The sequence below is a fragment of the Micromonospora sp. NBRC 101691 genome (genome assembly GCF_030269285.1).
GTDB lineage: Bacteria > Actinomycetota > Actinomycetes > Mycobacteriales > Micromonosporaceae > Micromonospora > Micromonospora echinospora.
Map to the genome: position 1 here is coordinate 1 of NZ_BSTB01000018.1, position 23,105 is coordinate 23,105.

The 23,105-nt window shown below is 71.6% G+C and carries 20 protein-coding genes and 1 riboswitch; of the genes, 11 read left to right on the plus strand and 9 right to left on the minus strand.

Annotated elements, in window-relative coordinates:
- Window positions 1–288 precede the first annotated feature (288 nt).
- Together QSK20_RS23950 and QSK20_RS23955 are read left to right on the plus strand one after the other, a co-directional pair.
- Entirely contained in the window at window positions 289–1,095 is an 807-nt protein-coding gene (locus tag QSK20_RS23950) for an SAM-dependent methyltransferase (RefSeq protein ID WP_285790858.1), read from the plus strand.
- Window positions 1,092–2,906 carry a putative bifunctional diguanylate cyclase/phosphodiesterase gene (locus QSK20_RS23955; RefSeq protein ID WP_285790859.1) on the plus strand — a complete coding sequence of 605 codons (1,815 nt, stop codon included), beginning with the start codon at window positions 1,092–1,094 and terminating at the stop codon, window positions 2,904–2,906. The genes QSK20_RS23950 and QSK20_RS23955 overlap by 4 nt, the downstream gene beginning before the upstream one ends.
- 95 nt (window positions 2,907–3,001) lie before the next feature.
- Here QSK20_RS23955 and QSK20_RS23960 read toward each other — a convergent pair whose 3' ends face one another.
- From QSK20_RS23960 to QSK20_RS23970, 3 genes are all read right to left on the minus strand, one after another.
- Window positions 3,002–5,062: a tetratricopeptide repeat protein gene (locus tag QSK20_RS23960; RefSeq protein ID WP_285790860.1), complete on the minus strand. Its 2,061-nt coding sequence runs from the start codon at window positions 5,060–5,062 to the stop codon at window positions 3,002–3,004.
- A gap of 74 nt (window positions 5,063–5,136) precedes the next feature.
- Window positions 5,137–5,580 carry a hypothetical protein gene (locus tag QSK20_RS23965; protein ID WP_285790861.1) on the minus strand — a complete coding sequence of 148 codons (444 nt, stop codon included), beginning with the start codon at window positions 5,578–5,580 and terminating at the stop codon, window positions 5,137–5,139.
- A 130-nt stretch (window positions 5,581–5,710) separates the two neighbouring features.
- Window positions 5,711–5,833 carry a hypothetical protein gene (locus tag QSK20_RS23970; RefSeq protein WP_285790862.1) on the minus strand — a complete coding sequence of 41 codons (123 nt, stop codon included), beginning with the start codon at window positions 5,831–5,833 and terminating at the stop codon, window positions 5,711–5,713.
- Between the two features lie 246 nt (window positions 5,834–6,079).
- Between QSK20_RS23970 and QSK20_RS23975 the strand changes: the two genes are divergently transcribed.
- The 6 genes from QSK20_RS23975 (at window position 6,080) to QSK20_RS24000 (ending at window position 12,687) form a co-directional block, all read left to right on the plus strand.
- On the plus strand, window positions 6,080–7,165 hold the full coding sequence (locus tag QSK20_RS23975) for a FecCD family ABC transporter permease (protein WP_285790863.1): 1,086 nt from the start codon (window positions 6,080–6,082) through the stop codon (window positions 7,163–7,165).
- A 25-nt stretch (window positions 7,166–7,190) separates the two neighbouring features.
- On the plus strand, window positions 7,191–8,174 hold the full coding sequence (locus tag QSK20_RS23980; RefSeq protein WP_285790864.1) for an ABC transporter substrate-binding protein: 984 nt from the start codon (window positions 7,191–7,193) through the stop codon (window positions 8,172–8,174).
- A complete protein-coding gene (locus QSK20_RS23985; protein WP_285790865.1) occupies window positions 8,171–8,956 on the plus strand; it encodes an ABC transporter ATP-binding protein in 786 nt (261 codons plus the stop codon). Before QSK20_RS23980 ends, QSK20_RS23985 begins: the two co-directional genes overlap by 4 nt.
- Window positions 8,953–9,648 (plus strand): class I SAM-dependent methyltransferase, encoded by a 696-nt coding sequence (locus QSK20_RS23990; protein WP_285790866.1) that lies wholly within the window; start codon window positions 8,953–8,955, stop codon window positions 9,646–9,648. The genes QSK20_RS23985 and QSK20_RS23990 overlap by 4 nt, the downstream gene beginning before the upstream one ends.
- A 480-nt stretch (window positions 9,649–10,128) precedes the next feature.
- Window positions 10,129–11,079, plus strand: a complete 951-nt coding sequence (locus QSK20_RS23995) for a sulfite exporter TauE/SafE family protein (protein WP_285790867.1) — start codon at window positions 10,129–10,131, stop codon at window positions 11,077–11,079.
- Between the two features lie 168 nt (window positions 11,080–11,247).
- A riboswitch (SAM riboswitch) is annotated at window positions 11,248–11,368 on the plus strand.
- A gap of 44 nt (window positions 11,369–11,412) precedes the next feature.
- The gene (locus QSK20_RS24000) at window positions 11,413–12,687 is read left to right on the plus strand and encodes an aminotransferase class V-fold PLP-dependent enzyme (RefSeq protein WP_285790868.1); all 1,275 of its coding nucleotides are present in this window, start codon (window positions 11,413–11,415) and stop codon (window positions 12,685–12,687) included.
- 131 nt (window positions 12,688–12,818) lie between these two features.
- On the opposite strand, the gene QSK20_RS24005 is transcribed toward QSK20_RS24000, so the two are convergent.
- Both QSK20_RS24005 and QSK20_RS24010 read right to left on the minus strand, forming a co-directional pair.
- Entirely contained in the window at window positions 12,819–14,000 is a 1,182-nt protein-coding gene (locus tag QSK20_RS24005; RefSeq protein WP_285790869.1) for a macrolide family glycosyltransferase, read from the minus strand.
- 288 nt (window positions 14,001–14,288) lie between these two features.
- Window positions 14,289–15,488 (minus strand): DUF418 domain-containing protein, encoded by a 1,200-nt coding sequence (locus tag QSK20_RS24010; RefSeq protein ID WP_285790870.1) that lies wholly within the window; start codon window positions 15,486–15,488, stop codon window positions 14,289–14,291.
- Window positions 15,489–15,635: 147 nt separating this feature from the next.
- Between QSK20_RS24010 and QSK20_RS24015 the strand changes: the two genes are divergently transcribed.
- Entirely contained in the window at window positions 15,636–16,268 is a 633-nt protein-coding gene (locus QSK20_RS24015) for a TetR/AcrR family transcriptional regulator (RefSeq protein ID WP_285790871.1), read from the plus strand.
- A 16-nt stretch (window positions 16,269–16,284) separates the two neighbouring features.
- Here the strand turns inward: QSK20_RS24015 and QSK20_RS24020 are convergent, their stop codons facing one another.
- Window positions 16,285–17,331 (minus strand): hypothetical protein, encoded by a 1,047-nt coding sequence (locus QSK20_RS24020; RefSeq protein ID WP_285790872.1) that lies wholly within the window; start codon window positions 17,329–17,331, stop codon window positions 16,285–16,287.
- Window positions 17,332–17,508: 177 nt separating this feature from the next.
- On the opposite strand from QSK20_RS24020, the gene QSK20_RS24025 reads away from it, so the two are divergent.
- Window positions 17,509–18,345: a hypothetical protein gene (locus QSK20_RS24025; RefSeq protein WP_285790873.1), complete on the plus strand. Its 837-nt coding sequence runs from the start codon at window positions 17,509–17,511 to the stop codon at window positions 18,343–18,345.
- Window positions 18,346–18,405: 60 nt separating this feature from the next.
- Here QSK20_RS24025 and QSK20_RS24030 read toward each other — a convergent pair whose 3' ends face one another.
- Both QSK20_RS24030 and QSK20_RS24035 read right to left on the minus strand, forming a co-directional pair.
- Complete coding sequence (locus tag QSK20_RS24030; RefSeq protein WP_285790874.1) at window positions 18,406–19,809, minus strand: ABC transporter substrate-binding protein; 1,404 nt, start codon at window positions 19,807–19,809, stop codon at window positions 18,406–18,408.
- 20 nt (window positions 19,810–19,829) lie between these two features.
- A complete protein-coding gene (locus tag QSK20_RS24035; protein ID WP_285790875.1) occupies window positions 19,830–20,663 on the minus strand; it encodes a carbohydrate ABC transporter permease in 834 nt (277 codons plus the stop codon).
- Window positions 20,664–20,818: 155 nt separating this feature from the next.
- On the opposite strand from QSK20_RS24035, the gene QSK20_RS24040 reads away from it, so the two are divergent.
- Window positions 20,819–22,024 carry an RNA-guided endonuclease InsQ/TnpB family protein gene (locus QSK20_RS24040; RefSeq protein ID WP_285790876.1) on the plus strand — a complete coding sequence of 402 codons (1,206 nt, stop codon included), beginning with the start codon at window positions 20,819–20,821 and terminating at the stop codon, window positions 22,022–22,024.
- Between the two features lie 14 nt (window positions 22,025–22,038).
- Here the strand turns inward: QSK20_RS24040 and QSK20_RS24045 are convergent, their stop codons facing one another.
- Window positions 22,039–22,986, minus strand: a complete 948-nt coding sequence (locus QSK20_RS24045) for a carbohydrate ABC transporter permease (RefSeq protein WP_285790877.1) — start codon at window positions 22,984–22,986, stop codon at window positions 22,039–22,041.
- Window positions 22,987–23,105: the final 119 nt, after the last annotated feature.

The window sequence follows — 23,105 nt, forward strand, 5'->3', positions numbered from 1 at the left end:
CATGGTGTAACGACCGGCCGGCCGCCCCCATTCCCGGGGCCACCCGGCCACCCGCCGCGCTCACCGGCAGCGGGCCACAGCCGCACGGGGGATACAACCACCCCGCCCCCACCACCATTCCCCGCCCACCGGCCCGGCGGTCCCGCACGGGACGCAGCCGTGATCGCGAAGAAGAGAAGGGTTCGTTACTATTAACCGTTCGCGATCCCGGTGCGGGTCATCTACCGAAAGATTCCCATCGTAGCGGTGGCACCGGATACGTCATCGTCTCGTCGAGGAAGGGCGACCATGGAACGGCCGGAGTGGGCACCAGAGGGAGTAGACCTTAGTCGGCCGAGCGTCGCCCGGGCCTACGACTACTGGTTGGGCGGTTCGCACAACTTCGAGGTCGACCGGGAGTTCGCCCGCCAGGCGCTCGCGGCGGTGCCGGACCTCCGCCTGGTGGCGCGGGCGAACCGTGAGTTCCTGCACCGGGCGGTGCGGTTCATGCTCGACCGGGGGATCCGGCAGTTCCTGGACATCGGATCGGGTATCCCGACGGTCGGCAACGTGCACGAGATCGCCCAGCAGGTCGATCCGGACGCCCGCGTGATCTATGTGGACATCGACCCGGTGGCGGTGGCGCACAGCACCCAGATCCTCGCCGGTCAACCGAACGCGGTCGCGCTGCTCGAGGACCTGCGTCGTCCGGAGGCCATCCTCGACCACCCGGAGACGCGCCGGCTGTTGGACCTCGACCGGCCGGTCGGCCTGCTGCTCGTGTCGGTCGTGCACGCCGTGCCCGACGAGGACGACCCGTACGGGCTGGTCAAGCGACTGTGGACGTCGCTGGCCCCGGGCAGTTGCGTGGCGATCAGCCATGTCACCACCGACAGTCGTCCGGACGAGATGGGCGAGGGCACCCGGCTCAGCGGCCGGACGAGCACGCCCGTCACCGCCCGCACCCGGTCCCAGGTGGAGGACTTCTTCTCCGGCCTCGACCTGGTGGAGCCCGGTGTGGTCTGGTCACCGCTGTGGCGTCCCGAGACTCCCGGCGACGTCGGGGAGAATCCCGAGCGGATGAGTTTCTACGTCGGGGTCGGATGCCGCGGGTGAACGATCGGCCCGACATCCACGGGGCCGACGATCGGCACCGTCCGGGTGCCGAGGAGTTCGCCAGGGTGTGGGCCGCAGCGTTGCACCGGGCCCACTACGTGCCGATCAGCGCCGAGGAGCGGCACGAGATCGTCGCCGGACTGACGGACCGTCTGGTCGCCGGTGTCCTCACCGAACCGGTCGACCCCGGCGCCGGCCAGCGGATCGGCGCCGACCTCGTGGCGGCGGGCTTCGGGTCACCGGAGGCGCTCGGTCGGACGATCGCGATCATCGGCTCGCGGCTGGTCGCCGACCTGCGGCTGCCTCCGGACCCCGCGCTCGACGCCCGGCTGACCGGGCTGCTGGCCGAGCTGGCGATCGGCTTCGCGTCGGCCGCGCACGACCGCAGCCTGCAGGCCCAGGACGTGGTCCGGCTGGCGGCGCTGGCGGCGCACACCCGGGCCGAGGAGGCGTTGCGGGTCAGTGAGGCGCGGTTCCGCCGCTTCGCCACCCACGACCAGTTGACCGGGCTGCCCAACCTGACGTTGTTCACCGAACGCCTGGGGCGGATCTCCGCCGCCGGTGACCCCGTCGACCGGGCCGGCGTCTGCTGCCTCGACATCGACGACTTCGCGGCGGTCAACGACGTGCTCGGGCACCGGGTGGGCAACCTGCTGCTCCGGGACATCGCCGGCCGGCTCGGCGCGATCACCGACCGGCGGATCGACCTGGTGGCCCGCCTGGACAGTGACCGGTTCGCGATCCTGATGGTCGGCACCACCTGCGCCGAGGACACCGCCAAGATCGCTGACCGGGTGCTCGCCGCGCTGGCCGCCCCGTTCCACGTCGCCGGCACCGAGGTGCCCCTGACGGCGAGCGTGGGAGTCGCCGAGGGACCGGTCCGCGACGGCAGCGCCGCGAAGCTGCTGCGCGCGAGCGAGATCGCGTTGCACTGGGCCAAGGCCGACGGGAAGGCGACCTGGCGGCAGTTCGACCGGGACCGCAGCAACTCCGACGCCGCGCGGTACCGACTCTCGGCGGCCATGCCGGCGGCCCTACGGCGGGGCGAGTTCACCCTCGCCTACCAGCCCATCGCCGATCTCCGGTCCGGACGGTTGGCCGGGGTGGAGGCACTTGCCCGCTGGCGCCATCCCCGTCTCGGTCTCCTGACCGCCGCGCGGTTCATCGAGCTCGCCGAACGCACCAGCCTCGTCGTGCCCCTGGGGAACCACCTGCTCGAACAGGCGTGCCGCCAGGCCAGCCGTTGGCAGCGTAACCAGCCCGGGCTGTATGTGAGCGTGAACGTGTCGGTGCGCCAGCTCCAACAGGACGGCATGGCCGCCGCGGTCGCGCAGGTCCTCGACCGGACCGGCCTGCCACCGGGCCTGCTCCAGCTGGAGGTCACCGAGCAGGCCGTGATCGAACTGAGCGGCGTCGTGATGGACACCATGACCGCGCTGATGAAACTCGGCGTCCGGATCGTCATCGACGACTTCGGTGTCGGCTATGCGAACCTGGCCAACCTCCGCGCCCTGCCGCTGCACGGTCTCAAGCTCGACGCCAGCCTGACCCGCCCGTCGGCGCCGGCGTTCCGGCAGGCGTCGACCTACCACCCCAGCAACGACGACGACTTCCTCACCACCGTGGTGTCGCTGGGTCACAAGCTCGGCCTCACCGTGACCGCCGAAGGCATCGAGACCGTCGAGCAGGCCCACCGTCTCACCGCCACCGGCTGCGACAACGGGCAGGGGTGGTACTTCGGTCGACCGGTGCCGCCCGACGAGATCACCGATGCCATCGTGGCGCAGAACCACTCGATGCTCACCACGTAGCACCGGAGCCGGGACCACTGGTCCGGCGGTGCCGGGATGCCGGCGCCCCGCATCGGCTGCCGGGCCGCCCGTCGAGCCTCCGCCGGCTCCGGTCGTCAACCGGCGCCGTCGTCCCGCCACCTGGCGAGGTTCCGTCGGGTGGTGAGGGCGTCCGGGTGGCCGGGTCCGAGCACCCGAAGCTGGTCGGCGAGCACACGCTCGGTCGCCGCGATGGCGCCGGCGCGGTCACCGGACTCGGCCTGCCAGTAGGCCACGTTGCGCCGAGTGGTCAGGGTGTGCGGGTGGTCCGGGCCCAGGACGCGCAGGTAGTCCGCCAGGACCTGGCGAAGCGCTTCCACCGCGCCGACGGGGTCGCCCGCCCGCCCCCGCCAGTAGGCCAGGTTGCTGCTGGTGCTCAACGTGTGGCGATGGTCGGGGCCGAGCACCCGTGACCGGTCGGCGAGCACCTGCTGGAGTGCTTCCACCGCGCCGGCGGGGTCGCCGGCCTGCCCCCGCCAGTAGGCCAGGTTGTTGCGGGTCATCAGGGTGTCGGCGTGGTCGGGGCCCAGTACTCGTGACCGGTCGGCCAGGACCTGCCGGAAGGCCGCGACCGCGCCGGCGGGGTCACCGGCGCGGCCCTGGCTGTAGGCCAGGTTGTTGCGGGTGGTCAGGGTGTCGGGGTGGTCGGGGCCCAGTGTTCGTGACCGGTCGGCCAGGACCTGCCGGAAGGTCTCCATCGCGCCGGCAGGATCACCGGCCTCGCCCCGCCACTGGGCGACGTCGTGGAGAGTGGCCAGGGTGTGCGGGTGATCCGGACCGAGCACCCGCAGGCAGTCGGTGTGCAGATCGACGAAGAAGCCCATGGCGTCGGCGGGATGGCCGGTGTCGCCGAGACTGCGGCCCGCGCGACGCAGCACCGCGTGACCGTGGGGAACGAGCAAGGCCTGGCGGCGGTGCTCGTACAACGCTGCGGTGTTCGCGTACAGGATGTGGTGACTGGTCGAGGACTCCCGTTCCGGGACCGGCCAGATCTGCAACAGCGCGTCGGCGGCGGTGCGGGCGGCGGTGTCGAGCTGTTCCGGGGTGAGTCGGTCGCGGGCGGCCCGCTGGACGAGGGCGTGCACCCGGATGTGGTCCCCGCCGTGCGTGACGAGACTGAGGCGGTGCAGGTTGCGCAGAGCGTCGGCGACGGCGTCCCGGTCGACCGGAGCGGCGCCGTCGCCGCGGTCGAGACTGCGGAGGTGGTCGGTGACCGCGGAGTTGGTGAAGAGGTGGACGGGGATGCCGTTGGGGTCCAGAAGCGCGGCCAGGTCCAACAGGGGGCGGGCCAGTCCTCGCGGCTGGAGCCGGTCGGCGGCGACGATCGACAGCCACCAGGTCGCGGCGACCGTCGCCCGGTGCTCGTCGGGCAGCGCCTCGGGCTCGGGCAGCAGCTGAGCGAGAGCCCGTCGGCGATCGGTCAGGCGAGCCCGGTACCCGGCGCAGTCCAGTCCCCGGTCGCTGAGGTAGGCGGTGGCCTGAGCCAGCGCCAGCGGAAGGTGGCCGAGACCGGCGGCGAGCTGGTGGAGTTGGCCGACGGGCTCGTGGGGCAGCTTGTGCCGAAGGTAGGCGACCGCCTCGTCGGCGGTGAACACGCCGAGATCGAGGACCCGGCGTCGGCCGTCGGCGAGTGCGGTATCACGGCGGCGGGTGGTCACCAGCACCTTGCCCGCCCGCGTGGTGGGTGGCCAGAGACCGTTCAGGTCGGCCGGGGTCTGGAGATCGTCGAGCACGATCAGCCATCGCCGGTCGCTCGTCGCCAGCCACGCCAGGAACTGCGCCGCAGCCTTCCGCGTCTCCGGGTCAGCATGGTCGAGGACCGCGTAGGCGGCCTGGGCGTAGGAGGCGACGACGCCGTGCCGGGTGGCGGCGGTGACCCATACCAGCAGATCGATCTGCCTCCGTGCGAATGCCTGGTCGGCGTAGGCGGCAGCCAGCTGGGTCTTGCCCACCCCGCCCAATCCGCACAACACCTGCGTGTGCGCCGCTGTCCCACCGTCGGTGACGGTCCGCTCCAGGTCGACGGTGTGCTGCCGCTGTTGGAAGCCGTCGACCACCGCAGGAACCACCCCGACGCGGTGCGGCCACCGCACCACCCGGGACGTGTTGATCGTCACCGGGGCGTAGAACTGGCCCACGGGACCGTAGGCGGCGGCGACACGTACCGGAGCGGGCGGGTCGGGGGGACCGCTGCCGGAGGCGGACGACCCCGCTACGCCTCCGGCCGTGACGGGGGGTCCGGCAGTTGTCCGTAGCTGACAGTGACCGGGCCGGTCATGGTCGCCGCAGTCGGTCCGTAGGCGGTTTCCACATGCAGGGTGCCGTCACCGACCTGCACACCCCGCGCCCCGTGCAGACTCACCGTGTGCCCACCCGTCCGGGAGCGGTCCGGGTCCACCAGGTCGAGGAGACGGTTGGCGGCGGCGAGGACCAGCTCGTCCCGGTCGGCCCCGGAGTCGGCCAATTCTATGGCGATGCGCTGCTCCCACACCGTCGAACCGGCGTCCTCGTGCAGGATCTGCTCGGCCTGACCACGCCCCGCCAGTCGACGCCGTAGCGCGTCACGCAGTCCGACATAGGCGTCCACCGCCGCGGCGCTGGTGCCCGCACCCGCGCCGGCGGCCAGTGCCGCAACGATCAACTCAACACCGGTCATCGCGACCACCCTCCCTTGAGGACACCCGCCGATTGTGTCACCGGGCGCCCAGGGCGCCGCGTCGACGCTCCCGGCGGTCGCGGAGGCGCAGCAGCCGATCACCCGACCACCCCGTCCCGGGACGAGGCCGTCAGAAGGGGGAGAGGCCGGACGGTCCCGGTTCGCCCGCGCCCGGCGTGGTCGCCTCCGCCTCGTCGGACAACGCCCGGCGCAGTCGACGCCGGTGTCCCCGGCTGACGACGACCTCCGTCACGGACGTGAACAGGCAGACCACCGCGAGCCACGCCAACGAGCGCAGCGCGGAGATTCCCGGGCACCCTGCCCGGCGCGGGTACCCGTCGGCCGGTCCGACAAACGCCGGACGGGGAGGCGGCGGGGGCCGTCCGCCTACCGCGACGAGGGTGAGCAGTGACTCCCGGTCTTCCGTCCCGCTCGATCTTGCTGCTAGCTTCTTGCCAAGGATTTGCAACAACCATGAAGGCGCTCTGGGGGTACGGTGATGGCGACGGCCCTGCTGAACGGCCAGCAGGACCTGCTCGGCGTCGCGGCGCAGCGCCGCCGTACCGGGCTCTGGTTGGTCGCGTTGACGGTCGGGCTGGTCCTGACCGGCGTGGTCGCGGTCGGCTCCGGGGCGATCGGGATCGCCCCGACGACCGTGGCCCGGATCATCGGCCATCAGCTCGTCGGCGTGCCCGGCGAGGTGACCTGGACCATGCCGCAGGAGGCGATCGTCTGGCAGGTCCGGCTACCCCGGGTACTGCTCGGCATGCTAGTCGGCGCCGGGCTGGCGGTGTGCGGGGTGGCGTTGCAGGCGATGGTACGGAACGTCCTTGCCGACCCGTACCTGCTGGGCATCAACTCCGGGGCCTCCAGCGGTGCCGCCGCGGCCATCCTCTTCGGGGCGGGCGCCGGCTTCGGCGAGTACGCCCTCTCCACCAGCGCCTTCCTCGGTGCGCTCGCGGCGTCGCTGCTGGTCTTCCTGATCGCGCGCAGCGGTGGACGGGTGACCTCGATCCGGTTGCTGCTGGCCGGGGTCGCGGTCGGGTACACGCTCTACGCCACCACCAGCTTCCTGATCTTCGCCTCGGGCTCCGCCGAGGGCTCCCGATCGGTGATGTTCTGGCTCCTCGGGTCCCTCGGACTGGCCCGGTGGAACGCCCTGCTCCTGGTGACCGCGGTCGTGGTGGGCGGCGCGATCCTCTACCTGACGGTCGCCGGAAGGCGCCTCGACGTGCTGGCCATCGGTGACGAGACCGCGCAGACCCTGGGGGTGTCGCCCGACCGCTTCCGGATGCGCCTGCTCGTGGTGGTCTCGCTCAGTGTCGGCGTGCTGGTCTCCGCCGCCGGCAGCATCGGGTTCGTCGGGCTCGTCGTCCCCCACCTGGCCCGCCGGATCGTCGGTGGCCAGCACGTGCGGGTGGTACCGGTGGCCGCGTTGCTCGGGGCCATCCTCCTGGTCTGGGCCGACGTCATCGCCCGGGTCCTGCTGGCCCCGCAGGAGATCCCGATCGGGATCATCACCTCCCTGCTCGGTGCGCCGTTCCTGGTGATCCTGATCCGTCGTCTGTACGCCACCGGCGCGTGAGCGCCCGATCCGTCGAGGAGGAACGATGCAGGGCGTCCGCCTGGCCGTCACCGCCGCCGTGTCCGTCACCGTGCTGCTCGCCGCCGCGTGCGGCGGCGGTGACGATCCGAGGGCGGCGGGCGACGGTTACCCCGTCACCGTCACCAACTGCGGCGCGGACGTGACCTTCGACGCCGCGCCCCAGCGGGTTGTGCTGCTCAAGAGCGCGGCCGTGCCGTACCTGCACGCCCTCGGAATGATGGACCGGGTGACCGCCCGGGCCGGGCAGTACCCGAAGGAGTACTACGACGCCGCGACCCTCGCCGAACTGGATCGGATTCCGCTCCTGACGGACAAGACCGACACCAGCGGCCACCTGCAGATCTCCAAGGAGGTGGTGATCAGCCAGCAGCCGGACCTGGTGCTCGGCCAGGTGGACAACCTGTCCCGCGACACCCTCTCCGCGGTGGACATCCCCCTGCTGGAGGAACCCGCCCTGTGCCCCGGCAGCACGGCCGTACCGACCTTCGACGACATCTACTCCCAGATGCAGACCTACGGCAAGGTGTTCGGTCGTGAGGCCGAGGCCACCACCGCGGTCACCGCCCTGAAGGATCGGATGGCCAGCGTCCGGGCGAAGGCGGGCCAGTCGTCCGGGCGTACCGCCGCCGTGCTCTACCCGACGGTCGGCGGCGGCACCACGTACGCCTACGGAACGGCCAGCATGGCCCACCCGCAACTGGAGGCGGCCGGCTTCCGCAACGTCTTCGGCGACGTCCGGGAACGGGTCTTCGAGGTCACCGTCGAGGAACTGCTCGGCCGCAACCCGGACGTGCTGATCCTGCTCTACGGCGACGGCGACCCCGCGGCGGTCGAGCGCGGACTGACCGGCCTGCCCGGCGCGCAGAACCTCAACGCCGTCCGCAACGGCAACGTCATGACCCAACTGTTCAACTTCACCGAGCCACCCACCCCGCTGTCCATCGACGGCCTGGAGCGGATCGTGCAGCGCTTCCAGGGCGCTCCGTGATCAAGGCAACCGACGTCACCTGGCACTACGGGGCGAACGCCGTGATCGACAGGGTCAGCGTGACGGCGCAGCCGGGCCGGGTCCTCGGATTGATCGGCCCGAACGGAAGCGGCAAGACCACTCTGCTGCGCCTGCTCTACGGCGCGCTGCGCAGCAGGACCGGACAGGTCGTGGTCGACGGCGACGAACTGGCCGCCCTGGCGCCCCGGGAAGCCGCACGTCGGCTGGCCGTGGTCGTGCAGGAGACCGGGGGCGAGACGGCGCTCACCGTGGCCGAGCTGGTGCTGCTGGGCCGGGGACCGCACCTGTCGACCTTCCAGCGCACCGGCCGCGCCGACTACGAGATCGCCGCCCGCTGCCTGACCCGGGTCGGCGCCGCCCACCTCGGTCCCCGGTCGTTCGGCCAGCTCTCCGGAGGTGAGCGCCAGCGGGTGCTGATCGCCCGCGCACTCGCCCAGCAGGCCACCCACCTGCTGCTCGACGAGCCGACCAACCACCTCGACATCCGCTACCAGCACGAGATCCTCCACCTGGTCCGCACCCTGGACACCTGCTCGATCGTCGTGCTGCACGACCTCAACCTCGCCGCCCGCTACTGCGACGACCTGGTGCTGCTGGGCGGGGGCGGGGTCGTCGCCGCCGGCACCGCCGACGAGGTGCTGGATCCGGCGCTCCTCGAGCCCGTCTACGGCATCGGGATCCGGCGCCTGGAACTCGACGGTGCCATCCACCTGCTGTTCCGACCGGTCGGGGAGACCGACGACGAGGGGAGTGCCGCGTGACGGCGCAGGACCGTATCAACGCCTACTGGACCGGCCGCGCGCCGAGCTACGACGAGTACCAGCAACGCTCCGACCGCCTCGCGGTCGACCAGCAGGCCTGGTCGGAGGTTTGGAAGGGCGCTCTGCCACCCGCGCCGTCGGACGTCCTCGACGTCGGCACCGGCAGCGGACAGGTCGCCATGGTCCTGGCCGGCCTCGGTCACCGTGTCACCGGCATCGACCTCGCCGAGGGCATGCTGGACCGGGCCCGCCAGCACGCCGCCAGCATGCCGAACGGTCCTGTGATCCGGCGTGGTGACGCCGTCCACCCGGACTTCCCGCCCGGCAGCTTCGACGCGGTCACCAGCCGGTACCTGATGTGGACCCTGCGCGAGCCGGAGGTCGCCGTGGCCAACTGGGTCCGTCTGCTGCGTCCGGGCGGCACGATCGCGGTGGTCGACAGCACCTGGTTCCCCGACGGCCTGGAGAATGCCTCGGAGAACTTCACCGACCACTACGACCCGCAGGTTCAGGCCGTCCTGCCGCTGGCCACCGCGCAGTCCATCGACCAGACCGTCGCGGTCCTCGAAACGGCCGGACTGACCCAGGTGACGGTCACCCCGCTGACGTCGATCTACGAACTGGACCGGCGGTTCGGGGTCGCCCCGAACCACGAGCACCAGATGCAGTTCCTCGTCACCGGCCAGCGGTAGGGCGGCAACCACCGAGCATCAGGAGAGTCTCGCGCACCGTCCCGGAGCGGTGTGCCGGGGAGTCCGCCGCAGCCACATCCGTCGGTCCGGCCGGCGGCGTGACCGGACGTGTCGAGTGTCCGAGGGGACGGGGGTTGTCGCGGGGCCGGCAAACATCGTATTCTCCATCGAACTAGTGGGGAATGTGGGAGAACAAGGGGTCGCGTGGGTCGCCACGTCCACTCGTTCTGGCCCCGATCGGCACGCGGAGGAGCTACGCGATGCGGACGTCGACGCGTGCCGCGCGGTGCGCCGAGCACCGTGCGAGGAGCACTTCCTGCGCAGCTCGCGTCCCGAGGCGTAGCCACCTGCCCGCCCACGTCGTGACCGGCCGTGGGCACGGCGGTCGCGGGGGCGGCCGACCACACCACCCCTGACCGGTTGACTCGGCGGACAACAAGGTCCGGTCGACCTGCCACCCCTTCACGACTGGCGGTAGACATGCGAAAACTCATCCTCCTCGCCCTGGTTGGCCTGGGTGCCCAACTCGTCGACGGCAGTCTCGGCATGGCGTACGGGGTCACGTCGACGACCCTGCTGCTGGCCATCGGCACCAACCCCGCGGCGGCGTCGGCGACCGTCCACCTCGCCGAGATCGGCACCACCCTCGTCTCCGGCGCCTCCCACTGGCGGTTCGGGAACGTCGACTGGAAGGTCGTCTGGAAGATCGGTATCCCCGGCGCGGTCGGTGCGTTCGCCGGGGCTACCTTCCTGTCGAACCTGTCGACCGAGACCGCCGCGCCGTTGATGTCGATCATCCTGCTCACGCTGGGGCTCTACATCCTGATCCGGTTCACCGCGGTGGGCCTGCCCAAGGGCAACCTCGGTAAGCCGCTGCGCAAGCGTTTCCTCGCCCCGCTGGGCACGGTGGCCGGCTTCGTCGACGCCACCGGTGGCGGCGGCTGGGGGCCGGTCGGCACCCCGGCGATCCTGGCCAGCGGTCGACTGGAGCCGCGCAAGACCATCGGCTCGATCGACACCAGCGAGTTCCTCGTCGCCGTCGCGGCGAGCGTCGGATTCATCGTCGGTATCGGTTCCGAGGGCGTGAACTTCGCCTGGGTCGCCGTGCTGCTGATCGGCGGCACCATCGCCGCGCCGATCGCGGCCTGGCTGGTCCGGCACATCCCGCCGCGCGTGCTCGGCTCGGCCGTCGGCGGGGTCATCATCCTGACCAACACCCGTACCCTGCTGCGCAGCGACTGGATCGACGCGTCCGACGGGGTCCGCTACGCCTTCTACGCCGTCATCTACGCCGTCTGGGCCGCCGCCCTGGCGTACTCCGTCCGCCAGTACCGGGCCAACCGGGACGAGGAACGCCGCATCGTCGCCGAAACCGAGGCCGCTGCGGCAGCCGACGAGCCGACCGAGAAGAACGCCGCCCCGACCGTGTGATCCCCGACACCGACACGGAGAGAAAGTCGAGCAGCCCCGCCGGCAACGGCGGGGCTGCTCGCCTTTCCGGCCAATGGTTGTCGGGACGGCGGTCGCTCGTCCCGCCGGCCGGTTAAGTTCACCTCCCCGGGTTGGCCGGGCCACGTCCTGCGGCTATGCTCCGGCCCAGGTCATGAGTGCCAGCGACAAGCCCCGGCTTGCTGGCCGGCAACCCTCGTCGAGGTTCGCGGTGGGGTGCCCCGGGTGATGACCGGGCCCAGCCCGACCAGGTGCTGGGCAAGCGCGGGCCCCGTCCCCTGCCGTTCCGGGGTCCCTGGATGCCGGAGGTCTGGCATGACCACTGCCCTCGTACCCTCGCCCGTCCGTGTCGGGTCCCGTCCGGTGCCACGACCGCCGTACCAGGCGCTCCAGGTGCTCGGGGTGCCCGGTGAGATCAACCTCGACTACGCCGCCTCCGCGCCCTGCGCCCGTGCCGCCGCCGACGCGGTGGCCGAGCTGCTGCCCTGGTACGCCAGCGTGCACCGGGGCGCCGGCGCGCTCTCCCGGCGCTGCACCCTGGCGTACGAACAGGCCCGGCAGACCGTGGGTGACTTCTTCGCCGTCCGCCCCGACGATCACGTCATCTTCACCCGGAACACCACGGACGCGCTCAACCTGCTCGCCCACGCGCTTCCCGCCGACACCAAGGTCGTCACGTTCGCCGGCGAACACCACGCGAACCTGCTGCCCTGGCCGGCCGGGACCCTCCGGCTACCGGTACCCGACTCGCCGCACGCGGCGGTCCGCGCGCTCGCCGCCGCCCTGCGTGAACTGCGCCGGGGGACCGACAGCAGCACGCCGATCCTGGTCGCGGTGACCGGCGCGAGCAATGTCACGGGGGAGTGCTGGCCGGTCGCGGAGCTCACCCGGGTGGCCCACCGGCACGGCGCCCGCGTGGTGCTGGACGCCGCCCAACTGGCCCCGCACGCCCCCGTCGACCTGGCCGCGCTCGACGTGGACTACCTCGCCGCGTCCGGACACAAGCTGTACGCCCCGTTCGGCGCCGGCGTGCTCGTCGGGCGGGCGGACTGGCTGGACGCCGCACCGCCGTACCTGGCCGGCGGCGGGGCCACCCGGTACGTCGGGACGGCGACCCACGACGTGCGCTGGACGACCGGCCCCGGCCGGCACGAGGCCGGGACGCCGAACCTGCTCGGCGCGGTGGCCCTGGCGGCGGTCTGTGCCGCGCTCACCACCACGGACCGCGCCGCCCTGCACGTCCGGGAGCAGGCGCTGCTGACCCGGTTGCGCACCGGGATCGAAGCGCTGCCGCACCTCGTGGAGCTGCGGACCTTCGGCCCCACGGCCGACCGCGTCGGCATCGTGTCCTTCGTGGTCGCCGGCCGGGATTCCGCCGACGTGGCCGCCATCCTCGCCACCGAGCACCGGATCGGGCTACGCGACGGGCTGTTCTGCGCCCACCCGCTGGCCCGCCGGCTGCTCGCCGAGGCCGCCGCGCGCAGTGGCCGCCGCGACCTGCCGCCCACCGCCCTGCGGGCCAGCCTCGGTCTGGGCAGCACCGACGAGCACGTGGAGCGCCTGCTCACCGCCCTGGCCGCGCTCGGTTGACCCGTCCGGGCGGGGCGGATGAGCGGACGGCCCTTCCTCACCTGTACGGGAGGCGACGACCGTCGCCCACGGCGGAACCACGCGATGGGCCGCCCGACCGCGTTCCGATCGGGCGGCCCACCGGTGCCCGGTCAGTGCCCGGCGAGGAACGCCTCCACCGCGTCCGCCGCGTGCCGCAGCCCGCCGTTCGCGCGTACCTCGGACCGGACCTCGGTCAGCCGGCGCCGCAGATGCGGATCGTCGGCGACCGCGTCCACCGCCGCGCGTAGCGTCTCCGCGCTGACCTCCTCGGCCGGCAGCCGCCGGCCGACACCGGCGTCGACGAGCCGGTCGGCGTTGCCGAACTGGTCCACCGCCTGCGGGATCGCGACCGTGGGCACGCCGAACCAGAGCGCCTCGGTGCAGCCTCCCATGCCGGCATGGGTGACGAAGGCCGACGCGTGGGCCAGCACCGCCAGCTGCGGCACGCTGCGGTGCACCTCAACGTTGTCCGGCAGCGGGCCCAGGTCGGCCGGGTCCACCTTGTGTCCGACGGCCAGCACGACGTGCCACGGGGAGTCGGCGAAGCCGCGCAGGCAGGCCCGGTACACCGGCAACTGGTCGTTGTAGGCCGTGCCGAAGGAGACCAGCAGGACCCGCCGTCCGTCGGTGGGCGGTGTCCAGGTCGGGTCGGTGAGCCGGGCCGGGTCGAGACACGGGCCGACGAACCGCACCGAGTCCGGGACCCGGTCGGCGTTCGGCTGCATCACCCGGGGGATCAGTGACAGCACCCGGTCCGGACGGGTCAGGAAGTGTCGCGGTTCCCGCCGGATGCCGTGGTCGGCCAACCACGCGCCGAGCGTGGCGTAGTAGTCGCGGCCGGACTCCGACTCGTACAGGGCGGTGAGGATCTCCGCCATGTCCTCCTCGTAGCCGTTCCAGGCGACCATCGCTGGTGACAACTGCACCGCCGGCACGTCGTACCGGGCGGCCAGCAGTGGTCCGGCCAGCCCGCCGATGTCGTAGAGCACGAGGTCCGGCCGATCCGTGTCGTAGCGGGCGGTCAGGAGCGGGAGCACCGCGATGCCCTCGTCGAGGAACACCCGCATCGCCGCACCGGGGTCCTCCGGCCAGGCGGTGTCGCCCTGCGGCAGGATCGACGGGTGGGTGACCGGTTCCGCCCCGGTCGGCGTGACCAGGCCGGTGAGTGGTTCGCCGATCGCGTAGGTCACCCGGTGGCCCCGGTCGACCAGTTCCCGGATCAGGCCCAGGGACGGGTAGACGTGGCTCGGCGCGGTGCTGCCGACCATGGCGATATGAGCTGGTTTACGCATGTGAAGGGTCCTGTCGAGTCGGAGGGAAGATGCCATCCGGCGGCGACACGACGCGGACGCGACCTGGGCCCGCTCAACGCGCGGGCTCGACCAGATCGACCAGGGGTCGGTCGACGGGTGACCGACGCGCCGTACCGCCTCAGGCGGAGCGAAGGCGCATGTAAGCGATGATCATGTCCGGAATGCTAGCCGGCCCGTACCGGAGCGGACAAACCAGTTACCCGCCCCGGCGCGGTGGCCGACGATCCGACGGGCACGGCCCGACTCCCCGACTGCCCCGACTCAGGTCTACGGGCGGGGCCGGACCGGTCGGTAGCTGAGCCGGCGCAACAGCGTCTCGGCGGGGCCCCGCCGACCGCGTCGCCGCATGCCGTCGGCGAGCAGCACCGTGGCGAGCCAGACGCCGACCGCGACCGCCGAGGCGCCGGCGTCACCGAGCCGGCCACCGAGGGCGCCCGTGTACGGCACGAAGATCGCCACGAAGGCCACCGACTGGAGCAGGTAGCAGGTCAGGGACCGTTGTCCGCAGGCGGCGAGCGCGGTTACCACGCGTCCAGGCGCGGCGGTGCGACGGTGGGCGATCAGCCCGGTCAGCGCCGCGTACCCGAGGCCTCCGGCGATCCCCGTCACGCTGTGCAGGGCGTACGCGGGCACGGCAGCGGCGGCGGACCAGTCCGTCCAGAGCCGCGCGTCGATCAGGGCGAGGGGAGCGCCGCCGACGACCGTGACCGTGATGCCGACCAGCGCGACGCGGGTCAGGAGAGTGCGGTGCCGGCCGGGTTCGTCGAGCAGTCGGCGCCGGGCCGCCCACATGCCGAGCAGGAACGGGGTGACCACGTCCAGGGCCAGCATCGGTGCCAGCACCGACCAGGCCGCCAGGCGGGCACCGACCCCCGCCAGCAGCGATTCGGCGTCGGTGGGGTACGGCGTGGACCCGTTCTCGATGATCGTCAGGGCGGTCACGCTGGCGAGCGAGACGTAGACCACGGTCCAGAGCCCGGCGACCCGGAGCAGGGTGCGGTCCTTGACCTGCACCATGCCGACCAGCAGCAGCCCCATCAGCCCGTACGTGGCGAGGATGTCGCCGAAGAAGAGCAGCAGGGCGTGCGCGAAGCCGAACGCGACCAGCCACCAGCTGCGTCGGCGGAGCATCCGGCGTGCCTGTGGCCAGTCGGCTCCGGTCGCCGTCCACCGGTCCGCCAGGCGGACCAGTCCGTAGCCGTACAGCGCGGCGAACATCGGCAGCGCCCGGCCGTCCACCAGCAGCACCTGGAGGCCGGCGACGAGCCGGTCGACGGGGCCGCCGTCGAGGGAGTACCCGCGGAAGCCCCGCTCGTGTCCGTACAGGTACATGTGGGCGTGGGCGAGCGCGATCAGCAACAGCATGGCGCCCCGGGCGAGGTCCGGCGCGAGTGACCGGACGCCGGCGGTGGCGGGCGGTGCCGCGGCGGCGGTGACCCGCGCGGCGTGGGCGGGGACAGAGGACATGGTGCACCCCTTGCGGACGGGAGGGAACGGCGGCGGCCGACGGCCGGCACAATCGCCGGAGACGTTGCGCGAGCAGCATTTAGCTACGCATGCGTATCTAACCCGTCGAAGTTAAGATACGCAAGCGTTTCTTGTATGGGAGTCAGCATGAGTGGACGACAGCCCGATCCGGCACCGGCGCGGACGCGTAACCGGCGTCGGGGGGACGACCTGATCCGGGCGATCCACGCGGCGGCCCTCGTCGAGGTCGTCGAGGTGGGCCTCGGCGGACTCACCATGGAGGGCATCGCCCGCCGGGCGGCGACCGCCAAGACCTCGCTCTACCGTCGCTGGTCCTCGCCCCGGGAACTGCTGCTCGACGCGCTGCACGACGCGCATCCCCAGGAGGAGCCCTCGCCGGGCGCGGACGATCTGCGGGGCGACCTGATCCGCGCGCTGCGCCAGCTCACCGAATGGCTGGCCACGCCGGCGGCCCGCGCCGTGGCGGAGATCATGATGGAGCGGCACCGGCACCCCGACCTGGTCGAGGCGATCTACACCCGGGTCTTCGACCCCCGGGGCGGCACGTTCACGCAGACCGTGCTGCGGCACTACGCGGCACGGGGGCGCCTCGACCCGGGGCGGATCACCCCGGTGGTGGCGGACATCGGGGAGGCGCTGGTGCTCAAGCACAGCACGGACACCGGCCGGCTACCCGACAACGACATGCTGGCCGCCATCGTCGACCAGGCGATCCTGCCGGCCGTCGGGGTCGACGCGTCGGCGCGCCACCGCACGTGACGCGCCGACGACGACCTCAGAAGCTGACGAACGCGTACAGCGCCAGGTGGTTGGACCTGGTGCCGCTCACCGTGTGCCCGACGGGTGACGGCTGCACGGTGCCCCGGACGAAGAGGTAGTCGATCTTGCTGGAACCGTGGGTGGCCTTCGTCCCGTAGCCGGTCATGCCGTGGCCGCTGAGCGTGCCCGCCGGGATGCCGGTGCGGTTGGCGTCGATGCCGACGACCCGGATCGTCGAGGCGTTCATCAGGCTGGTGGCGTCGGCGCCGAGGTGGATGCCGGTCCCGCCGATCCCGGTGTACCCGTCACCCGCGCAGGCGTTGGACCGGTTCTCCTGGGGAAGGTGCATGGTCGCGGCGAAGACCGTGGTGCCGGTCTCCCTGACGGTGAACCGCGCCGCGATGGCGCTGGTGCGCTTCCACTTCCACTCGTTCACCGACGCGTCGTCGTTGTTCGGTGGCTTGTAGAGCGTGCAGCCCGCGCCACCGTCGTACGCCGTGCCGGGCTTCAACCAGCCCGCGCTCCAGTACTTCGAGATGTCCCCGCTCGCCAGGCTCAGCCGTCGGGTGTTGTAGAGGATGCCGTTGGTCTGCCTCTTCTTCAGGTTGCCCAGCGACTGGTCACTGCACCGGTGCGTGCTGCCCCACTCCTCGGGGTCCTCCCAGGCCACGATCGCGCGGTACGTCCCCGCCGGGTAACCGAACTTCGCCGAGAGCTGGTCGGCGTACGCCTGGGCCTGTCCGGTGCCGCGTACCTGCTGGACGATCAACAGGTCGGGCGGCTGCACCCCGGACGTGCCCGTCCGGCCGTCGGCGTCGACCAGCATCGAGGTCAGGTGGTCCGGTCCGGAGATCCGCGTACACGTGCCGTCGGAGTTGTTCACCACGAGGTTCTCGATGTTGTTGTTGTAGACCCGCAGGGTGCGGTCCACGGCCAGGACCCCGTCCGTTGTTGCCTTCGCCCCGGCGAACGCCGGCAGCGGCGCGAACGCGGTGGCCGCGAGCACGACCCCCGCCATCAGCCCGGACAATCCGCCCCTTGTCGCCACGGCATTCCCACTCATCACGTTCCTCCCGGTGACCACCCGCCCAGGTGATCAATAGCGCTCAATGTATGTGCCCGGCCCGGAAAGGGCGACCCCGGGCAGCGCGCCGCGATGCGGAGTTCGGGGGAGCGCCGTGACAGGATGCGCACCGTGCGTGCGGGAAACCCTCTTCTGGCCGCGGTGGCGGTCTGCGCCGTGGCACATGCCACGGGCATCCTGGTGGCCGATCCGGTCTGGCGGTACGCCGAGGTGCTGAGCCTGGCTCTGCTCCTCGCCTACGCCGTGGTCAGCGGGCTGCCGCAGCCCCGCTGGGCGGTGCCGGCGGCCCTCACGGCGTTGCTCGTCGACGCGGTCCGGACGATGCCGGCCGACCCGGGCACCGGATTCCTCGGCTGGCAGGTCCTCCGGCCGGGCCCCGCCGACGTGGACACCTGGGCCGGCTTCGAGGCGGGACTCATGCTCTGCGGGGCGTCGTCGATCGCGGCGGTGGTCCTGCTCGCGGTCTGGCGCCGCGCCGGGTGGCGTCGGTGGACGGTGGCCGTGGCGGCGGTGGCGGGCATGCTGCTCCTCGGGTACGCGGTCGTCCGGGTGGTCGACATCTGGCTCGCCACCGCAGCCGAACAGCGACCGTACGCGGGCGGCGCCGACGTGGCCGACGACACGGTGACCGCCGTGGGGCTGGCCGTGCTGCCACCGGTGGCGCTCGGGTTGACCGCCCTGGCGCTCGCCGCGGTGCTGGCCGGACACGGCCGGTGGCTCGCCTCGGCCGGCGCGGTGCTGCTGGCCGTGGTCGCGCTGCCGCACCTGGACGCGAGCATCGGCGCGGTGCCGACGCCCCTGCTCGCGGGGGAGGTGCGCGGCGCCGCGTTCGCCTGGCCCGCCGACGGGCCCAGCCTGTCGGCGCTGCAAACCGTCCCGGCGCTCACGGCGGCGGTGGAGCTGACCGCGTACCTGCTGCTCGTCGCCGGCCTGACCGGTGCGCGCCGGCCGGCGGACGCCGCGCCGGCGGCGCCGGCCGGGTCGCGGCCCTGACGGCCGCCCGCCCGGGTCCGCTGGCCCACCGTCGGTGGCGGTGGGCCAGCGGAGCGTCGGTCAGCTCACCGACGTGTTGTAGCTCTCGATCGCCGACTGGACGCTCGCGGCGGCGTCCTTCATGGCCTGTTCGGCGGGCTTGGTGCCGACGATGGCCGCCTCCAGCCCGTCCTCGGCGGCCTTACGGGCCTGCGGCATCACGCCGAGCAGGCAGCCGGCCGAGGCGACCGACGGCGGCAGCGCGTGCAACTGGTCCACGGCGGTACGGAACTGGGGGTACTTCGTCGTCCAGGCCTTGTCGACCTGGTCCAGGGCCCGCACGTTGATCGGCACGTAGCCGGTGCCGGTGTGCCACTGGGCCTGCGGGGTGGCGCCGGCGGAGAACTTCGCGAACTCCCAGGCGGCCCGCTTCTCGGCCGCGCTGTGGCCGACCCCGCTGATCCAGAGCGACGCGCCGCCGATGATCGGCCCGCCGGTGGAGGCGTCCGACACCTTCGGGTACGGGGCGGTGAGGACGGTGAACTTGCCCGCCGCCGCGTCGACGTAGCCGCGCAGCACGCTCGTCGACTCCAGGTGCATGGCGACCGTACCGGCCTTGAAGGCGGCCTGGGCGTCGTCGGTCTTCCGGCCGGTGTTCGTGGCGTACCCGTTGCGGACCAGGTCCGCCCACCACTGGGCGACCTGCACCGCCGCCGGCTGGTCGAACTGCACCCGGGTGGCGAGCTTCTGGCGGCCGTTGCCGTTGTCGCAGTACTCCTTGCCGTCGGTGGCGAGGAGCTGTTCGAGCAACCAGCCGTAGATGGCCGCGCCGAAGCCGTACCGGGTGGTCTTGCCGCCGGCGTCCTTCACGGTGAGCTTCTTGGCCAGCTCACCCAGCTCGGCCAGGGTCTTCGGCGGCTGGTTCGGGTCGAGCCTGGCGGACTCGAACGCCTCCTTGTTCAGGTACAGCAGCGGGGTGGAGGTGTTGAACGGCATCGACCAGAGCTTGCCCTCGACCGAGTAGTAGCTGGCGATGTTCGGTTCGATGTCGGCGGCGTCGAACTTGTCCTTCTCGATGAACTTGTGCACCGGGACGACCTGCTTGGAGTCGACCATGAAGCGGGTGCCGATGTCGTACACCTGGACCAGGGCCGGGGTGCTCTTCTGCTGCACCGACGCCTTGTACTTCGCGATGGTCTCGTCGTAGCTGCCCTGGTAGACCGGCTTGACCTCGACCTTGCCGCCGTTGGCGGCGTTGAAGTCGGCGACCAGCTTGTCGACGGCGGTGGCGTTCGCGCCCTTCATCGAGTGCCAGAACTCGACCGTCGTCTTCCCGTCGGCGTTCTCGAGCGCCTCGGCGCCCGGCGCGTCCAAGGCGTCGGACGAGTCGCCGCCGGAGTCGGCGCCGCAACCGGCGACCAGCGCGGCGGCGGTGAGTAGAGCGAGGATGACTGCGCCGGTACGGCGTGGTCGGGGAAGTGCCATTGCCTCTCCTCGGTAAGGGTTCAACGCAGTGCGCCCGCGGTGAGACCACGGACGATGTACCGCTGGCCGAAGATCACGACGGCCAGGGTGGGGAGCAGGGAGAGCGCGACGCCGGCAAGGATCAGCCCCGGCTGGGCCGCCTCGGCGTCGTTGAGCTGGGAGATCCCGATCTGGAGGGTCTGGTAATCGGGGTCCCGGATGAGGATCAGCGGCCAGAAGTACTGGTTCCACGCGGAGAGGAAGACGTAGACCCCGACCGCCGCGATGGAGGGCTTGGACAGGGGCACGACCACCCGCCAGAGCAGCCGCCAGTGCCCGCAGCCGTCGATCACCGCCGCGTCGCGCAGCTCGCCCGGGAACTGGAGGAACGCCTGGCGCAGCAGGAACGTGCCGAACGCCGAGGCGAGGAACGGCAGCACCAGTCCGAGGTAGGTGAGCCCACCCCGGGTCAGCCCCCAGTCCGAGATGGCCAGGTAGTTGGGGATGATGATGCTCTCCCACGGCACCATCAGCGTGGCGAGGAAGAGCGCGAAGGTCGCCGCCTTCGCCGGCATCCGCAGGAACGCGAACGCGTACGCGGCGAGGATGCTGGTCACCACCTGGGCGAGGGTGATCACACCGGCCTGCACGGCGGAGTTGACGTAGAACCGGCCGAGCGGCACGGCGTCGAACACGTCGCCGAAGTTCTGCCAGTGCAGGTCGCCCGGCACCAGCGCCGGGGGATAGGTGGCCAGGTCGCCGGGGCCCATCACGGCGCCGGCGAACGCGTAGTAGACCGGGAACAGCACCGGGATCAGCGCCAGCCCGAGGACGACGTAGACGGCGATCCGGCCGGGCGTGGTACGTCGGCTCATCGCAAACCTCCGTGGAAACCCCCTGCTTTAGCCGTGGGGAGGAAACGGAACTCCGGCGGAGCCGGGCGGGGAAAGCCGGCCCGTCGCCAAGGCGGGTCGGTGTCCATCCCCATGCCACCGGAATGCTTAGCAGCTAGCTTGTCAGGCTGTGAGCCGTGACCAGGGCCGTGAAGCGGGCATTCAAATTCCGCTTCTACCCGACCGACGCGCAGGCCGCCGAGCTTGCCCGTACCTTCGGCTGTGTCCGGCTGGTCTACAACATGGCGTCGGCCGCCCGCACCGAGGCGTGGACGCTGCGCCAGGAACGGGTCAACTACAACGCCACCTCGGCGATGCTGACCACGTGGAAGAAGACCGACAACCTGGCGTTCCTCAACGAGGTGTCGTCGGTGCCGTTGCAGCAGACCCTGCGGCACCTGCAAGTCGCGTTCACCAACTTCTTCGCCAAGCGTGCCCGGTACCCCAGCTTCAAGAGCAAGAAGAAGTCGCGCCGGTCGGCGGAGTACACCACCAGCGGGTTCCGGTACCGCGACGGTCAGCTCACCCTGGCGAAGATGGCCGAACCGCTGGACATCGTGTGGTCGCGGCCGCTTCCCGAGGGCGCGTCGCCGTCCACGGTCACCGTGTCGCAGGACGCGGCCGGGCGCTGGTTCGTGTCCCTGCTCTGCGACGACGTGATCGAGCAGGCTCCGGCGTCGGGCATGGTGGGCGTTGACGCTGGGCTCGACAGCCTGCTGACCCTCTCTACCGGGGAGAAGATCGTCAACCCGAGGCATGAGCGCCGCGACCGGGTCGCGCTCGCCAGGGCGCAGCGGGAGCTGGCCCGCAAGGCCCAGGGGTCCCACAACCGGGCCAAGGCCCGGCTCAAGGTCGCCCGCGTGCACGCCCGGATCACCGACCGCAGGCGGGACCACCTGCACAAGCTGACCACTCGGCTCGTTCGTGAAAACCAAACGATCGTGATCGAGGATCTGACCGTGCGTAACATGGTCAAGAATTACCGCCTGGCCCGTGCCATCAGCGACGCGGCCTGGCGGCAGTTCCGCACCCTGCTGGAGTACAAGGCCGACTGGCACGGCCGCGACCTGGTGGTCGTGGACCGCTGGTTCCCGTCGTCCAAGCTGTGCTCGGCGTGTGGTGCGCTCGCTGAGCGGATGCCACTGAAACTGCGGTCGTGGACCTGCCGATGCGGGCAGACCCACGACCGTGACGTCAACGCGGCCCGCAACATCCTCGCGGAGGGGCTCTCCGTGATCGCCTGTGGAGGCGGTGTAAGACCCCAACGGACGGACGTCCGGACGGGGCGGTCGTCGACGAAGCAGGAAACCCAGCGGGCGACCGCTGGAATCCCCCGCCTTTAGGCGCGGGGAGAAAGTCAACGGTAGTGCACCCGCCGTTCCAGAATGCCGAACTGGATGCCCGTGCAGATCAACATGATCACCAGCAGGACGACCGCCTGGGCGCTCGCGGCGCCGAAGTCGGCGGAGCCGAACGCGAACGCCTTCTCGTAGATGGAGTAGACCAGGGTGGTGGTGGCGTCGTCCGGTCCACCCTTGGTGAGAATGTGGATCTGGCCGAAGCTCTGGAGCGCGTGGATCGTGGAGACCACGACGAGGAAGAACAGCTGCGGGGAGAGCAGCGGGACGGTGACGTTCCGGGCGAGTCGCCAGCCGGTCGCGCCGTCGAGCCGGGCCGCCTCGACCACCTCCTGCGGAATGGCCGCCACTCCGGCGGAGAGCACCAGCACGTTGTAGCCGAGGTTCATCCAGACGGTGGCGACGCCGACCGCCGGTAGGGCGATGGACGGGTCGGTGAGCCAGTTGACCCGGTCGACGCCGACCGCGCCGAGCAGCCCGTTGGCGATGCCGATGGCCGGGTTGTAGATCACCGCGAACACCACGGACGCGGTGGCCACCGAGAAGGCGAACGGCAGGGCGAAGGCGGTGCGCAACGCGCGTACGCCCCGGATCCGCGACTCCAGCAGCAGGACCACCAGCAGCGCGCCGAACACCGCCGGCAGGACGCTGATCAGGGTGAAGGCCGCGGTGGTGGCGAGCACTCCGAGGAATTCACCGGACAGCATCTCGGCATAGTGGGCGAAGCCCACGTAGGCGCTCGGCGCGCCGAAGATGTCATTGCCGTGTGTCGACAGGTAGAGGGTCCGGCCGAGGGGCCAGAAGATGAACAGGGCGAAGACCGCGACCGATGGCAGGAGCAGTAACCAGGCCAGGCCACGCTCGCCACGTGGCCGACCGGACGCGGGGGGACCGCTGGTCGTGGCCGCCGTGGCTTCGGCGTCTTCGGCAACCGAGGGGGGAGGCACCGCCGCACCCTACCAACGGTTCAGGTTGAAGAAATGCTCCAGACACCCCTGCGTTACCTGACAGCAACCTTCACGTCTCCGGGTCCTGGGTCCTCGTGCCGTCCGTTTCCCGAGGTCGG